The organism is Streptomyces gobiensis (assembly GCF_021216675.1).
GTDB classification, from domain to species: Bacteria; Actinomycetota; Actinomycetes; order Streptomycetales; family Streptomycetaceae; genus Streptomyces; species Streptomyces gobiensis.
Genome location: NZ_CP086120.1, coordinates 1,688,405 through 1,702,564 on the forward strand (window position 1 = coordinate 1,688,405; position 14,160 = coordinate 1,702,564).

The 14,160-nt window shown below is 68.5% G+C and carries 15 protein-coding genes; 9 read left to right on the top strand and 6 right to left on the bottom strand.

The features are described 5' to 3' along the window. Window positions 1-30: 30 nt before the first annotated feature. Together test1122_RS07785 and test1122_RS07790 are read right to left on the bottom strand one after the other, a co-directional pair. Window positions 31-1,506 carry an MFS transporter gene (locus test1122_RS07785; protein WP_232268431.1) on the bottom strand — a complete coding sequence of 492 codons (1,476 nt, stop codon included), beginning with the start codon at window positions 1,504-1,506 and terminating at the stop codon, window positions 31-33. A gap of 41 nt (window positions 1,507-1,547) precedes the next feature. Beyond that, window positions 1,548-3,014, bottom strand: coding sequence for an FAD-dependent oxidoreductase (locus test1122_RS07790; protein ID WP_232268432.1), 1,467 nt, complete (start codon window positions 3,012-3,014; stop codon window positions 1,548-1,550). A gap of 116 nt (window positions 3,015-3,130) precedes the next feature. On the opposite strand from test1122_RS07790, the gene test1122_RS07795 reads away from it, so the two are divergent. The 7 genes from test1122_RS07795 to test1122_RS07825 all read left to right on the top strand — a co-directional run bounded on the left by test1122_RS07795 (window position 3,131) and on the right by test1122_RS07825 (window position 8,354). Further along, window positions 3,131-3,532 carry an ArsR/SmtB family transcription factor gene (locus tag test1122_RS07795; protein WP_232268433.1) on the top strand — a complete coding sequence of 134 codons (402 nt, stop codon included), beginning with the start codon at window positions 3,131-3,133 and terminating at the stop codon, window positions 3,530-3,532. Between the two features lie 67 nt (window positions 3,533-3,599). Further along, the gene (locus test1122_RS07800; protein ID WP_232268434.1) at window positions 3,600-4,724 is read left to right on the top strand and encodes a serine hydrolase domain-containing protein; all 1,125 of its coding nucleotides are present in this window, start codon (window positions 3,600-3,602) and stop codon (window positions 4,722-4,724) included. 71 nt (window positions 4,725-4,795) lie between these two features. Then, window positions 4,796-5,224: a hypothetical protein gene (locus test1122_RS07805; protein ID WP_232268435.1), complete on the top strand. Its 429-nt coding sequence runs from the start codon at window positions 4,796-4,798 to the stop codon at window positions 5,222-5,224. Window positions 5,225-5,226: 2 nt separating this feature from the next. Then, entirely contained in the window at window positions 5,227-5,883 is a 657-nt protein-coding gene (locus tag test1122_RS07810) for a cutinase family protein (protein ID WP_232268436.1), read from the top strand. Then, the gene (locus test1122_RS07815) at window positions 5,880-6,692 is read left to right on the top strand and encodes a maleylpyruvate isomerase family mycothiol-dependent enzyme (RefSeq protein ID WP_232268437.1); all 813 of its coding nucleotides are present in this window, start codon (window positions 5,880-5,882) and stop codon (window positions 6,690-6,692) included. Before test1122_RS07810 ends, test1122_RS07815 begins: the two co-directional genes overlap by 4 nt. A 19-nt stretch (window positions 6,693-6,711) precedes the next feature. Next, on the top strand, window positions 6,712-7,875 hold the full coding sequence (locus test1122_RS07820; RefSeq protein ID WP_232268438.1) for an acyl-CoA dehydrogenase family protein: 1,164 nt from the start codon (window positions 6,712-6,714) through the stop codon (window positions 7,873-7,875). Window positions 7,876-7,970: 95 nt separating this feature from the next. Next, complete coding sequence (locus test1122_RS07825) at window positions 7,971-8,354, top strand: ArsR/SmtB family transcription factor (RefSeq protein ID WP_232268439.1); 384 nt, start codon at window positions 7,971-7,973, stop codon at window positions 8,352-8,354. 58 nt (window positions 8,355-8,412) lie between these two features. On the opposite strand, the gene rdgB is transcribed toward test1122_RS07825, so the two are convergent. Both rdgB and test1122_RS07835 read right to left on the bottom strand, forming a co-directional pair. Next, complete coding sequence (gene rdgB, locus test1122_RS07830) at window positions 8,413-9,021, bottom strand: RdgB/HAM1 family non-canonical purine NTP pyrophosphatase (RefSeq protein WP_232268440.1); 609 nt, start codon at window positions 9,019-9,021, stop codon at window positions 8,413-8,415. Between the two features lie 18 nt (window positions 9,022-9,039). Beyond that, the gene (locus tag test1122_RS07835; protein WP_232268441.1) at window positions 9,040-10,347 is read right to left on the bottom strand and encodes an SGNH/GDSL hydrolase family protein; all 1,308 of its coding nucleotides are present in this window, start codon (window positions 10,345-10,347) and stop codon (window positions 9,040-9,042) included. A 136-nt stretch (window positions 10,348-10,483) separates the two neighbouring features. On the opposite strand from test1122_RS07835, the gene test1122_RS07840 reads away from it, so the two are divergent. Next, window positions 10,484-11,845 carry a DUF445 domain-containing protein gene (locus test1122_RS07840; RefSeq protein WP_422396943.1) on the top strand — a complete coding sequence of 454 codons (1,362 nt, stop codon included), beginning with the start codon at window positions 10,484-10,486 and terminating at the stop codon, window positions 11,843-11,845. A 132-nt stretch (window positions 11,846-11,977) separates the two neighbouring features. Next, window positions 11,978-12,835 carry a fumarylacetoacetate hydrolase family protein gene (locus test1122_RS07845; RefSeq protein WP_232271811.1) on the top strand — a complete coding sequence of 286 codons (858 nt, stop codon included), beginning with the start codon at window positions 11,978-11,980 and terminating at the stop codon, window positions 12,833-12,835. A gap of 315 nt (window positions 12,836-13,150) precedes the next feature. Here test1122_RS07845 and test1122_RS07850 read toward each other — a convergent pair whose 3' ends face one another. Both test1122_RS07850 and test1122_RS07855 read right to left on the bottom strand, forming a co-directional pair. Further along, window positions 13,151-13,726: a hypothetical protein gene (locus tag test1122_RS07850; RefSeq protein ID WP_232268443.1), complete on the bottom strand. Its 576-nt coding sequence runs from the start codon at window positions 13,724-13,726 to the stop codon at window positions 13,151-13,153. Further along, window positions 13,723-14,118, bottom strand: a complete 396-nt coding sequence (locus tag test1122_RS07855) for a hypothetical protein (RefSeq protein ID WP_232268444.1) — start codon at window positions 14,116-14,118, stop codon at window positions 13,723-13,725. Before test1122_RS07855 ends, test1122_RS07850 begins: the two co-directional genes overlap by 4 nt. Window positions 14,119-14,160: the final 42 nt, after the last annotated feature.

Consider the following 14,160-nt stretch of genomic DNA (forward strand, 5'->3'; position numbering starts at 1 on the left):
TACGGCAGCCGTACCCCAAGGTGTCAGCGATCAGTTGGCGCCGGACTTGGTTACGGTCGGCTCGGTCGCCGGAGTAGCGGCGTCTGCCGCGGTGGTCTCCGTCTTCGGTTTCCGGCGCTTCACCTGCACCAGTACCATTCCCGCCAGCGCTACCGCGGCGCCGAAGATCAGCCCGGGCTGGAACTGCTCGAGTACCTGGTCGGGCGTGGGCGCGGTGCCTGCGGCCTGGTCGGTGGCGATGATGGCTGTGGTCACAGCCAGTACGACGGCGGCGCCGACCTGGCCTGAGGCCTGGATCATGCCGGCGGCCAGACCCTGCTCGTGAGGCTCCACCCCGGCCACGGCCTGCACATTGGCGCACGGGAAGACGAACGCGAAGCCGATACCGACCAGGACGACCGTGGGCAGAATCGTCGTGACGTACGAGGGGTCGGTGTCCAGGCGCAGCAGCAGGAGGAAGCCGGCCGCTTCAGATGCCAAACCGAAGACGATCAAGGTTGCCGTACTGAAACGGCCGATGAGCTTGCCCGCCATCGGTGCACCGAACGCCACGATCAGTCCGATGGGCAGCAGCGCCAACGCCAGTTCCAGAGGTGTCCAGCCCAGTGCCTCCTGAAGGTACAGCGTGATCAGGAACTGGAAGCTGAAGTAGGAACCGAGAAGGGCGATGAAGGAAAGGTTCGCGCGCATGAGGGCGCCCCGGCGGAACACGGCCAGAGGCACCAGCGGACTGGTCACCTTGCGTTCCACCAGCACGAAGGCGGCGAGCAGCAGGACGACGCCGGCGAACGAGAGGATGGTCTGCGGCTCGGTCCAGCCGGCGGTGGGGGCGTTGACCACGGCGTAGACCAGCAGCAGCATGCCGCCCGTCAGCGTGAGGGCACCGGGGATGTCGTAGCGGCCGGTCGCGTTGGGCCTGTCCTTGGGGATCAGGAAGAAACCGGCGATCAGTGCGCCCGCGGCCACGGGAACCGAGAACAGGAAGGTCCAACGCCAGTGCAGCTCGGTCATCAGGCCGCCGATGATCAGGCCGGAGGAGAAGCCGGCCGCACCGAAGGCTGTGTAGAGCGCGACCGCCTTGTTGCGTTGCGGGCCCTCCGGGAACGTGGTGGTGATGATGGACAGGCCGGTGGGCACGGTGAACGCGGCGGCGACGCCCTTGATGAAGCGACTGATGATGACAAGCGTTCCGTCATCGACCACGCCGCCCATCAACGAGGCGAGGGCGAAGACCGTCAGGGAAATGAGAAAGACCTTGCGGCGACCGACGAGGTCGGCCGTGCGGCCGCCCAGCAGCAGGAGTGCGCCGTAGCCGAGCAGGTATCCGTTGACGACCCACTGCAGTTCGGCGGTCGACATACCGAGGTCTGAGCCTATGGAGGGCAGCGCGACGCCGACCAGGGTGACGTCGAGGCCGTCGAGGAGGAGGGCGAAGCACAGGACTGCGAGCAGGCCCCACGTCTTGGGGGACCAGCGCACATCCGGCGCGGAATCGGTTGCAGACATGACGGGAAGTGATGCTCTCTCTGTGAGACGTGGAGGGACGGCTACTTCGCCGTCTCCGCGGAAGAGGCGGGAGCGCAGCACGGGGTCTGAGGCGGGGAGTCGTTCCGAGCAGCCTCGCCCGCGTATCCGTGCTCGAACCCGGTTGCGAAGCCCTGTTGTGCCGGTGCAGGAGCGGGAGCACAGCAGCCGGAAGCTTCTGACTCCGAGTCCTCGGCCAGGGGCAGGTCGGTGGAGCAGACCCCGGTCTCGGGCAGCTCCAGTTCCACGGCGTCGGCGGCCGCACGGTCGCCTGCCAGAGCGGCTGCGATGGAGCGCACCTGTTCGTAGCCGGTGGCGAGGAGGAAGGTCGGCGCTCGTCCGTAGCTCTTGATTCCGGCGATGTAGAAGCCGGTCTCGGGGTGGGCGAGTTCGCGTTCACCGTGCGGTGGCACAGTGCCGCAGCTGTGGGCGTTGGGGTCGATCATCGGACCGAGAGCGACGGGGGCCTCGACCCCGGGGTCCAGGCCAAGCCGGATCTCTCGCAGCATGTCCAGGTCCGGCCGGAAGCCCGTGGCGGCTACGACGTTGTCGGCGTCGATCTTCTGAGCGCCCTGAGGGGTCTGGCCGTGCACGCTCAGCGGACCCGACTGGGAGCCGCAGCACACGGCCGGCACTTCGAACCCGGTGATGGTGAACTCGCGGACAAGGGCGATGTCACCGCGCTCGACCAGGTCCTTCAGCCTGCTGCCGAGTGCGCCGCGCGCCGGCAGGCCGTCGGCGTCACCGCCGCCGTACAACCGGGCCGCGGACGCGCTGCGGATCACCCAGGTGATGCGGGTCCCTCGCTCGGCACTGGCCAGCTCGGCGAGGTCCAGCAGAGAGTTCGCCGCCGAGTGGCCCATGCCGACCACCAGCGTGTGCCGGCCGGCGAAGCGGTCACGCTCCCGTCCCAGCACGTCGGGGAGCGGACCAGTCAGGAACGACGCGGCGGCCTCTTCGCCGGGAGCCGCCATTCCTGCGGCACCGAGCGGGTTGGTCCGCCCCCACACCCCGGAGGCGTCGATCACAGCGTCCGCTGTGAAGTCATGGATCTCGCCCGCCGCCGTGGCAGCACGTACCAGGAACCGGCGTTCGGCCCTGCCCAGGCTGCGCACCTTGTCCATCCCGACCCGGGTCACACCGAGCACTCGACGGTCCGTCTGAACACGGTGCGTCAGCTGCTGCGTGTCGGCTAGCGGGCGCAGGTATTTCTCCACGAGCTCCCGGCCCGTGGGCAGGGCATCCGGGTCGGGCTCCTGCCAGTCGGTGGCCTCCAGCAGCCGTCGGGCGGCGGGGTCGATGTTGTACCGCCAGGGCGAGAAGAGGCGGACATGCCCCCAGTCGGACACGGCGTCCGCAGCTCGGTCACCGGCCTCGAGAACCACCGGTTCCAGCCCGCGCTCCAGCAGGTGTGCCGCTGCGGCAAGGCCGACCGGGCCGGCCCCGATGACCACGACGGTCTTTTTCGAACTCTGATCGCTGTCCGACATGCGCCTCTCCAGTTCTGGCGCCGAGCCGCTGCTGCGGCCACCGCACCAACCATCAACCACACCGAGTAATACCAGTAAGTATTGGTGATGGCAATGAGCTGTGGTTCAATGAGGGCATGGGACGTGAACTGGACATCGAGCTCTGGGACGTGTCTGCGCTGCCCTCAGCCGGAGAGCGGGCTCGGCGCTTGGCGCCTCTGCTGAAGGCCCTGGCCGATGAGACCCGGCTGACGCTCATGCTGCTACTGGCCGAGCACCCGCGTTCGGTCCGGGAGCTGACGGAGGCCACCGGTATGGCGCAGACGCTGGTCAGCCACCACCTGACTCCTTTGCGTGAACAGGGCTTGATCGTGGCGACGCCCAAGGGCCGCAGCAACATCTATTCGCTGTGCTGCGACGCCCTGCTTCAGCCGGTCCAGCTGCTGGCCACGCTGGCCACGCTCCCGGACAGCGGACAGGAGTGCTCCGATGCGCCGGGTGAGGAGAACGAGTCCACGCCCCAGGAAGCCACCCCCTAGCCCAGCCGGCACCCCAGGACTAGCAACGTCGTGCGCAAAGCGCCCGGCGACGGGAGAAGTTTGCCTGATGAGGACCGATACCAGTGATGTGCAGCAGCGTGTCCAGCGAGCGTTGGACAAGCTCGTGGAGTCCGGCCAGGAGACGGGCCTGCAGGCGGCTGCCTACTTCCGGGGCGAGCTCGTCGCGGACGCGGCGGCCGGATTAGCCGACCCGGTGGGCGGAGCGCCCGCGGGGCGGGACACGCTCTTTCACAGCTTCTCCACCGCGAAAGGCGTGACGGCCACGGTCGCGCACGTGCTTGCCGCCCGAGGAGTGCTCGACTACGACAGTCCGGTGGCCGAGTACTGGCCGGAGTTCGCGGCCCACGGCAAGCAGGACATCACCCTGCACCAAGTGCTGACGCACACTGCGGGCGTGCCCCACCTTCCTTCGGACACGATGCCCTCCCACATGTCCGACTGGGGAGAGATGTGCACGCGTATCGCCGGCCTCTCGCCGCTGTGGGACCCCGGAACGGATATGGGCTACCACGGCTGGACCTTCGGTTGGATCATTGGTGAAGTCATCCGCCGAGCAACCGGCAACCCGGTTTCCGCGGCCCTCCGCGATCACGTTGCGAGCCCTCTCGGTGTCGCGGACTCGCTGTTCTTCGGAGTCCCCGGCAGCGAAGCGACCCGCTTGGCGGTGCTCGTGGAGGGCAACTGGGACGCGGCCATCGCCGCCATGCCCGACTCAGCTCCGATCTTTCTCGCCTCACCACGTCCGATCGCGGCCGGAGCCGGGCTCGGTAACGGGGAGGCGTATCTACGGGCCGACATCCCGTCGGCGGGCACCATGACCGCCGCAGCGGTCGCACGCATGTACGCGGCCCTGCTGGGTGAGGTCGGCGGGGTGCGGCTGCTTTCCGCCGAACACCTCGCTCGGGTCTCCGCCCCAGCCGCCTCAGGCACCGACCGGATGCTCGGTCACCACAGCCCGAAGGCACTCGGCTACTTCCTCGGCCTCAGCTGGGCCGGAGGATCCCCGCAGTCATTCGGGACCACGGGCAGTGGCGGGAGCGCCGCCTTCGCAGACCCCGCACACGGCATCAGCTTCGCACTGACGAAGAACCGGCTGACCGTGGGCCCAGCCGACCAGGCAGCCCGGTCGGTCGCCCACGAGGTCTATGCCGCGCTCGGCCGCACAGCCTGACCCAACGCCTTCACGACCCACGCTCACCTGACACACGTCGCGTCACCGCATATTCGAACGGAGAGAACACCATGACCTCGAACGGCGCCCCACTCGTCCCCGAGAACGGCACTCCCGAGAACGTCAGCTGTTGTGGGCCGACAGCGACACCCAGCGAAGGTGGCGCATCAGCCGCGGTCGCTGAGCCCGCCGAGGTGCTCGTCATCAGCGACAGCTGCTGCAACCCGTCTGCCGCCTCGGCCGAAGAAGAGGCGGTGCGCACGGTCGACGCGGCCATTGCGGCCGTCGGCTCTTCTGCCCGGTCTCGCCTGGTCTCCGCAACCGATGCGCTCGCCGGCGCGCTCCCCCAGGAAATCCTCACCGAGATCCAGAGCCAACTCGCCCGGGGCAGTGCACGGCCGCCCATGGTGATGATCGACGGCCAGATCGTGGCCAGCGGAACCTTCACGCGTCAGGAAGTGGAGACGGCTCTGACCGGCGCGAACCCGACTGGCGCATGAGCATGGCACAGCGAGAGGCAGACGTCCCGGACGTCGCCCTGATCGCCGCACGCGGTACGACCGAGCCGCAGGAAGGCAGCAGGCTGCTCATGCCTGTGGGCGACCTGATCAGCGCGGAGTTCCCGGGGCGCACTACGTACACCGAGCTCGAGTACCCGGCGGACCAGCACTTCGCCGACAGCGTGGCCCGCGGTGTGGACGCGCTGGTGCAGCTTCTCAACACAGCAGCGCTCGAAGACCCCGAACGCCGTCACGTCCTGATGGGGTACTCGCAGGGCGCGTGGGTAATCGGCGAGGCACTCGTTCCGCCCGCCGAGCGCAACCTCGGGCAGGCCGCCCCGGAGCTCTCGACAGACGCCTCCGCTCGCATCTCCGCTGTCCTCTTCTACGGCGACCCACGCTTCACCGCCGGCGAACCCTTCAATACCGGGACCTTCGAAGATGGCAAGCAGAGCGAGATGCCGCGCCCGCCCGGCCACCTCGCCGACTACGCGGACCGTATCCAGAACTACTGCGCCGCAGGGGACATCGCCTGTCAGGGCAGCGGCGGGACTTACGTCGCTCACCTGGCCTATCTGACCAATTCCATGCGGGACGAAGGCGCCCGGTTCGCACTCCAGCGGCTTGCCGCCGACCAACTATCAGGAGAACGCATATGAGCTGGAACTTCATGGAGCCCGCGGGCCGCAAGAACCTGGACGAGATCTGGCGCCGCGAAGCGGAGGCGATGTTCGGACTTGTGTCGGACCCCGCGGTGTGGGAAGCACCGACCGCCGCCGGGCACTGGCAGGTCCGCGATGTCGTCGCGCATATGGTCGACACGACAGAGGTCTACCTTCACTCCTTCGCGGCGGCCCGTGGAGAAGCGGAGGCCAAGGAGCCGCTGGGCGTGAGGAACATGTCCACTCTTATGGACAAGGACGCGCTGGCCATGAGAGACGTGGCGCAGGCGGACCTGCTGGCCCGCCTGCGTCAGGTCCTGGACGGCATCCTCGACGTCGTCAACGGGTTGACCGACGAGGAGTGGACCCAGCTGCTGGTGCCCCACAAGTACATGGGGCCGGTGCCGGCCTGTTTCCTCCCCGTGTGCCAGATGCTCGACTACATCGTGCATACCTGGGACATACGCGAGGGACTCGGCCGCAGCCACGCGCTCCAGGCCGACGCCGCGGACATGCTGGTCCCCGTGTGCTTCCTGATGTGGCAGAACACCAACGAGACGAAGGGCGTGGAGCCGTTCAGTATCGGCCTGCGCGTCACCACAGGACCCAACGCCGGCGATACCCGCGCGACCGTCACCGAGGCAGGAGTCGAGTTCGCGCCCGGCAGCGTCGACGAGCTCCCCGCCGTCCTGGAGTTCGACCCCGCCAGTCTCGTTCTGGCTGCCTTCGGTCGGGCCAACACCGGGACCTGCCGTGGCGACCGGCAACTCGCCGACCGCTACCTGAACCTCTTCTATCGGATCTGAGCGGGGCGAGGTCTTTCACGTGTACACCTCACACGACGTGTTGGACGGGGCGCGTACCTTCGCGCAGCAGGAGCTGACCGGGCAGCAGCGGTACCTCGACTCCTTCGAGGAGGCCCCACTGCCGCTCTACAAGAGGTTCCACGACCAAGGGCTGTCCAACTGGTGGCTCCCGGAAGAGTACGGCGGCCACAACATCGGTCTCGAAGACAGCGTGGACATCGTCTCTGAGCTCGCCTACGGCGACGCCGGTGCGGCGTTCACGCTGTTCATCTCCATCCTCGGCACCACCATGGTCCAGCTGTACGGCAGCGAGGAACTGCGGGAACGCCACCTGACGGCACTGACCGAGAACGGCGGTTTCTGCGCCACGCTGGGCAGTGAGCAAGCGGCCGGCAGCGAACTGGCGAAGATCACCACCACCATCGCACGCGATGGCGGCGACCTGGTCATCAGCGGAGACAAGTACTTCTCCACCAACACCGGTTTCGCGGACTTCCTGATTGTTGTCGGGAGGTCCGCCGAGAACCCCGGTGAGTTCCTCGCCGTGCTCGTCCCGCGGCACACACCTGGCCTGCGGGTGGTCAGGCGCTGGGAGATGATCGGTCTCCGCTCTTCGGCGACGTACGAGGTGGCCTTCGACGGCTGCCGGGTGCCGGCGGCGAATGCTCTGCAAGGTCCAGGCCTCCGCCTCCTGGAGGTCGCCCTCAACGCGAGCCGGATCCTCATCGCCACCACAGCCCTCGGTATCTCCCGCCGTGTCCGTGACCTCTGCATGGAGTACGCGGAGAACAAGCCACTGCAGGATGGCTACCTGGTCGACAACCCTGTCTTCATGAGCAAGCTCGGAGGCATGGAGACCCAGATCGAGGTGATGAGGAGTCAGTGCAGGGCGGCGGCCAGGGAATTCGACTCCATCATGGCGGGCCCCGATGCTGCCTCCGCCTTCGTCCGGCACGGCACGCTCAGGTCGGCTCTCGCGGCCAAGATGTTCTGTGGGCAGGCGGGATGGCAGGTGGCCGGCTCAGGTTCGGAGATGTTCGGTGGGCTCGGCTTCACCAACGAGCACGTCATCGGAAAACTGCTGCGCGATGTCCGGTACGTCTCCATCGTCGAGGGCGGTGACGCCGTCCTCGAGGAACTGATGTTCAACCGTTACGTGCTACCCGAGCCTCGGCGCGGCTGAAGTTTCCAGCACGATACCCCTTGCCCGCCAGCCATTCCGTGGCTGACGGGCAAGGGGCTGTTGTTGCTGTTCCCGCCGGGTGCCAATATAGACGTATGTCAAAACAGAAGGCCCCCGGCGAGCCCGAGACCCAGAAGGCTGACGAAGACCTGTGCATTCCGTCGGTCGTCCCCGAGTCGCTGTCAGCGGCCGAGGCCGTGCGCATCGCAGCCGTGTTCAAGGCACTGGCTGATCCGGTACGTCTTCGTATCTTCTCCAACATCGCCTCCCACGAGAGAGGCGAAGCGTGCGTCTGTGAGATCGCCGATGTAGGCGTATCCCAACCCACGGTCAGCCACCATCTGAAGAAGCTGCGCGAGGCCGGCCTGCTGACATCGGAACGACGCCGCACCTGGGTGTACTACAAGGTGGTCCCCGAGACGCTGGGACCGCTCGCCGAAATCCTCCCCTCTCACCGAACGGGGTCCCTCTGCGCCTGACGCGGCGCCGAGTGAGTCCGATGTTTGTGCTGGCCGCGTCCATGGCGAAGGGGCCGGCTCAGCCCAGCAGCTCGCGCACCACCGGCGCGAGGGCGCGGAAGGCCTGGCCCCGGTGGCTGATGGCGTTCTTCTCGGCCGGAGTCAGCTCCGCGCAGGTGCGTGTCTCTCCCGCCGGCTGAAGGATCGGGTCGTACCCGAAGCCGCCGGTGCCGGAGGGGACGTGGCGGAGGGTGCCATGGAGGTGGCCTTCCACCACCCGCTCGGTGCCGTCCGGCAGGGCCAGCGCCGCCGCGCAGGTGAAGTGGGCACCGCGGTGCGCGTCGTCGATGTCGGCGAGCTGGGCCAGGAGCAGTTCGAGGTTGGCCCGGTCCTTGCCGGCACCGTGCTGGCCCGCCCAGCGGGCGGAGAAGATGCCGGGGGCGCCGCCCAGGACGTCGACACAGAGACCGGAGTCATCGGCGACCGCCGGGAGGCCGGTGGCCTGCGCGAGGGTGCGGGCCTTCAGCAGGGCGTTCTCGGCGAAGGTCACCCCGGTTTCCTTCACATCCGGGACATCGGGGTAGGCATCGGCGCCCACCAGGTCGAGGGTCAGACCCGCGTCGGCGAGAATGGCGCGGAGTTCGGTGACCTTGTTGGCATTGCGGGTGGCGAGTACGAGGCGCTGCATGCCTCAATTATGGTTCCGTCAGAGCTGGGTGGATGTGCTTGCCTTGAGCTGGCGGAGGTCCACGGCCTGGGCCATCGCCCGGTAGCCGTTGTCGCTGGGGTGCAGATGGTCGCCCGAGTCGTACGGGGCACGCATCCGTACCGGATTCGCCGGGTCCCGCAGCGCCGCGTCGAAGTCGACCACCGCGTCAAAGGCCTCGCTGCTCCGGATCCGCTCGTTGACCTGCTGGCGCACGGCCTCCAACCGCGCCGAATGCGCCCGGTGTCCACCGAACGGCGTCAGCGTCGAGCCGATAACCCGCAGCCCGCGGTGGTGCGCCTGCTGCGCCAGCTGCTCAAGCCCGGCCACGATCAGATCCGGGTCGGTCTGCCGTGGCCGCTTGATGATGTCGTTGATGCCGAGCTGGATGACGACCGTCTTCACCGCGGTGCGGGACAGCACATCCCGGTCCAGCCGGGAGAGGCCGCTGGGCCCGTTGTTGGGCGAGTAGCGGCTGCCGTCGGTGAGGATGCGATTGCCGCTGATGCCCTGGTTGAGCACGCTGTAGCGCGGCGCGTCCCGTTCGGTGCGCAGCCGCTGGGCGAGGAAGTCGGTCCAGCGCCGGTTGGCGCCGGGGCTGGAGGTGATCCCATCGGTGATGGAGTCACCGAGGACGACGACCGCGCCATCGCTCTCATGGGTCCAGACATCGACCCCGGTCAGATAGCGCCAGTACGGGCTCCGCTCGGTGAACGAGGCGCCATCGATCTCGGCGGCCTTGTCGCCCTCGGCCAGATAGCTGGTCTGCCGGGCGAACGGATGGTAGGTGACCGGCCCGGAGGCGGTCGGGGAGTAGGTGGTGACCAGCAGGTCCGTGGCGTGCGGCACATTGAGCCGCACCGCGTCGCTGGTCACCATCCCGCCCGGCGGGATGGTGACGGAGTTCTGGGTGCCGAAGGTCAGCCGCCGCATGGTGCCGGAGGCGGCGGTCGGTGCGCTGGGCGCGGCGGCGAGCGCCAGAGTGGCGTGCGAAACGGTCAGCGGCCGGGTGCCGAAAAGGTTGGACAGCTGTATACGGGCGGCGGTGCCGCCTGCCGAGGTGTGCACCACATTCCGTATGGACCGGTCCGGGTAGCCGTACCGGGTGTTCGGCTCGGCGGCGGCCGCCGAGGTGGCCCAGCTGCCGACCCAGTTCCCGGAGGAGGCGGGCGCGGCGGGGCTGGGACGCTTCGGCAACGCGGTGCTGGCCGCATCCTCGCCGCCGAATCCGATGAATATCGCGCCTGATACGAGGACCACTACCGCCGCAAGCCCGGCCAGCAGGGCGTACCCCATGTTCCTGGTCATGGGCGGCTGCCAGTCGTCATGCTCGGATGTCCCCCCTCGGGCTAACTTTCAGCGGTGCCATGATCCCACGTACGGCCTATCGCTCCGGGAGGGGGCCTGGCATCGGCCGCAGCCCCTGGCAGAGGCTTGCTGGACAATGCTCGGGGGACCGCGAGAACGGGTGGAGCCGATGGAACGGACAGCAGCGCACAAGGGTCCGGCCGGGGAAGCCCCGGTGCCAGGACTCACACGCCGACTGGGCACCTTCACTGCGGCGGATGAGGAGAAACAGCGCGGGGTGCGCCGCATGAAGGCCATCGCGACGGGTGCGCTGGTACTGGCCGCGCTGGTCTACGCGTTGGCGAAGTGGGCGCAGAGCGCCGGAGCGGGCGGCTGGACCGGCTATGTCGCGGCCGCCGCCGAGGCGGGGATGGTGGGCGCGCTGGCCGACTGGTTCGCCGTCACAGCCCTCTTCAAACGGCCGATGGGGCTGCCCATCCCGCACACCGCGATCATCCGGACGAAGAAAGACCAACTGGGGATGAATCTCGGTGAGTTCGTCGGCGAGAACTTTCTCTCGGAGGATGTGGTCAGGCAGCGGCTGCGGGCGGTGGGCATCGGCAGCCGCCTCGGCGTCTGGCTGGCCGAGCCCCAGCACACGGACCGGGTGACGGCCGAGCTGGCCACGGCCGTACGCGGTGCGCTCACCGTCCTGCGTGACTCCGACGTCCAGGCCGTGGTCGGCGAGGCCATCACCCGACGGGCCGACGCACAGGAGGTCGCCCCGGGAATCGGCGCGATGCTTGACAAGATCGTCGCGGGCGGTGGTCACCGGCGGGGGGTGGACCTGGTCTGCGTCAAGGCCCACGACTGGCTGGTCCTCCACCGCGAGAACGTGATGGAGGCGGTGGCGGGCGGCGCCCCGGGCTGGACTCCGCGCTTTGTCGACCAGAAGGTCGGAAACCGGGTCTACAAGGAGCTGCTGCGCTTCGTCACGGAGATGCGGGATATGCCGGAGCATCCGGCACGCGGCGCCATCGACCGCTTTCTGACGGACTTCGCCCGGGATCTGCGCACCGACCCCGAGACCCGGGCCCGGGTGGAGCGGCTGAAGTCCGAGATGCTGGCGCGTGAGGAGGTCCAGGACCTGATCGCGTCCACGTGGTCCTCGGTCCGCGCGATGATCGTCGCGGCCGCCGAGGACGAACAGAGCGAGCTGCGGCTGCGTGTGCGCGCGTCGATTCTCTCGCTGGGCAGCCGACTGGCGGCGGACGGCCGGCTGCAGCACAAGGTGGACGACTGGATCGAGGGCGCGGCGACCCATGTGGTGACGACATACCGCACCGAGATCACCTCCCTGATCACCGAGACGGTGGCGAGCTGGGACGCGGACCAGACCTCAAAGAAGATCGAGGCCAACATCGGCCGGGATCTCCAGTTCATCCGCATCAACGGCACGGTCGTCGGCTCGCTCGCAGGTCTGACGATCTACACGCTCACCCATGCGGTGGGCGGCTGAGCGGGGCGCCGCACCTCTGGTTACGGTCCAGTACGTGAACACGGGGTTGCACTTCTGAACGGCATCTTGGAGGATCACCCAATTCCTCTGATGGCCGTCCCCATCGCGAACCTCGACCACGGGAGTGTGACCGTGAAGCTGCTGCGTGTCGGACCAGCGGGGGCGGAACGTCCGGCGGCCCTGGACCCGGACGGGATCCTGCGGGATCTGTCCGGGCTGGTACCGGACATCGATGGAACGCTGCTCGCCGATGACTCCGCGCTCTCCCGGATCCGGTCCGCGCTGGCCGGGGACCAGCTGCCCGTACTCGACGCCGCCGGGCTGCGGACGGGTCCGCCGGTGGGGCGTATCGGCAAGGTCGTGTGCATCGGCCTCAACTACCGCGACCACGCTCAGGAGGCCGGTGCCGCCATTCCGGAGGAGCCGCTGGTCTTTATGAAGGCGCCCGACACGGTCGTCGGGCCCCAGGACACCGTGCTGGTGCCACGTGGCAGCGTCAAGATGGACTGGGAGGTGGAGCTGGCCATCGTCATCGGCCAGACCGCCCGCTATCTGGAGAGCCACGAGCAGGCGCGTGCCGCCATCGCCGGGTACACCATCACCCATGATGTCTCCGAGCGGGAGTTCATGCTGGAACGCGGCGGCCAGTGGGACAAGGGCAAGAACTGCGAGACGTTCAATCCGCTGGGCCCCTGGCTGGTGACCGCCGATGAGATCCCCGATCCGCAGGCGCTCGGGCTGCGGCTGTGGGTCAACGGTGAGCTGAAGCAGGACGGCTCGACGGCTGAGCAGATCTTCCCGGTCGTTGAGGTGGTCCGCTATCTGAGCCAGTTCATGGTGCTGCGGCCCGGGGACATCATCAACACGGGCACCCCGGCCGGTGTTGCCAACGGGCAGCCCTATCCCAAGCCGTTTCTGCGGGCGGGCGATGTCGTCGACCTGGAGATCGACGGCCTGGGCCGCCAACGCCAACAACTAAAACCCGCCTAGCGCGCGCCCCCTGCGGGGCGAGCCGGAGGTATTCCCCTAGCCCACCCCTTCCCGAAACTGGGGGCTCCACCCCCAGACCCCCACCCGGTTGTGGGCACTCGCAGCCCCGCGAGGGGCTGTGGGTGGGCACAACACCCGGCCACCGGCCCGCACCGGCCACCCCCGGGGCCCCGGGGCGAAGCCCCGGTTTCCGGGAAGGGGCGGGAATTGGGGAACCCACCCACGGCACCCCCGCAACGGGGCGGAGCCCCGCCGCGCGGTGGAGCCGCATGGCGGTACAGCCGGGAAGGGGGCGGGGCCCGCCCCCGGGCCCTGTCAGCCGGTCCCTTCCTCACTGCGGGACACGTCGTGCGCGGCGACCCCGTGGCATGGGCAGCGACACGGCTCATAGCACACACCCTCAACGGCGCTTGTACGTTCTTCCGCTTCCTCGCACTGCCGGTGGGTCCCGATCCGGCACTCATAGGAGCGGTAGACGTCCCGGGGCATGGGTGCGGCAGCGGCCAGCGCCTCCGCGTTCCGCGCGTCCCGGTCGACCCACCAGAGCCCGTACACGTCCCGGTGCAGCCCGTGATGACCGCGACCCAGGACGCACGGAACGCCGCGCCTACCGGCCGACGTTGGCGCGGAGTCAGCTGTCTTTCCGTGCTCGGCTTCCGCCGCGTCCGGGGTGCTGAAGAGTTCCCGTAGAGCATCTGCGGCAAGGTCTACGGCAAGCGCTTCGGCCAGTTCCTCAGTGCCGAACCACGATCGTCCAGCCGCATCCTGGTGATGCCAGCCATCGTGGCCGACAGGGAGCACGCACGGCAGCCGATGGCCACCGATCGCCGGGCCGTGCTCCCGCGCCGGACGCCGGGCTCCGCAGTAGGACGTCCGGCCCGTGGCGGTCATCGCGCACCGCCCATCGCGTGGATGTCGCGGCGGTCGAGATCGATGCCCCAGTAGTAGGCGGCTACCAGGGCGGAGCGGCGTGCACGCTGGATGGCTCCTTCTGAGACGGGTACACCGTGCCAGTACGACGCCGGGCAGTAGGGGCGTACGGGGCTGGGCGCGGGCAGCGGCGCCATCCCGGCAGCGTCAGCCGCCGCGTCAGCCGCGTACGGGCTCTTGTGACGCGGCAGAGGCAACACGCTCTGCCGGTGGGGAGTGACTACAGGAGGGTGGGTGACCGGCGTCGGGGGTGTACAGCGCCGCTTCCCCCTTGCCGGAAGCACCACCGCCAGGATGGCGAGCAGTACGGGCCTCAGTGCCCGGTTCACCGCATGCAGGATACGGTTGGTCATGTCAGCAACTCCTAGACAGTTGTTGGCCACGGCCCCGGGGCA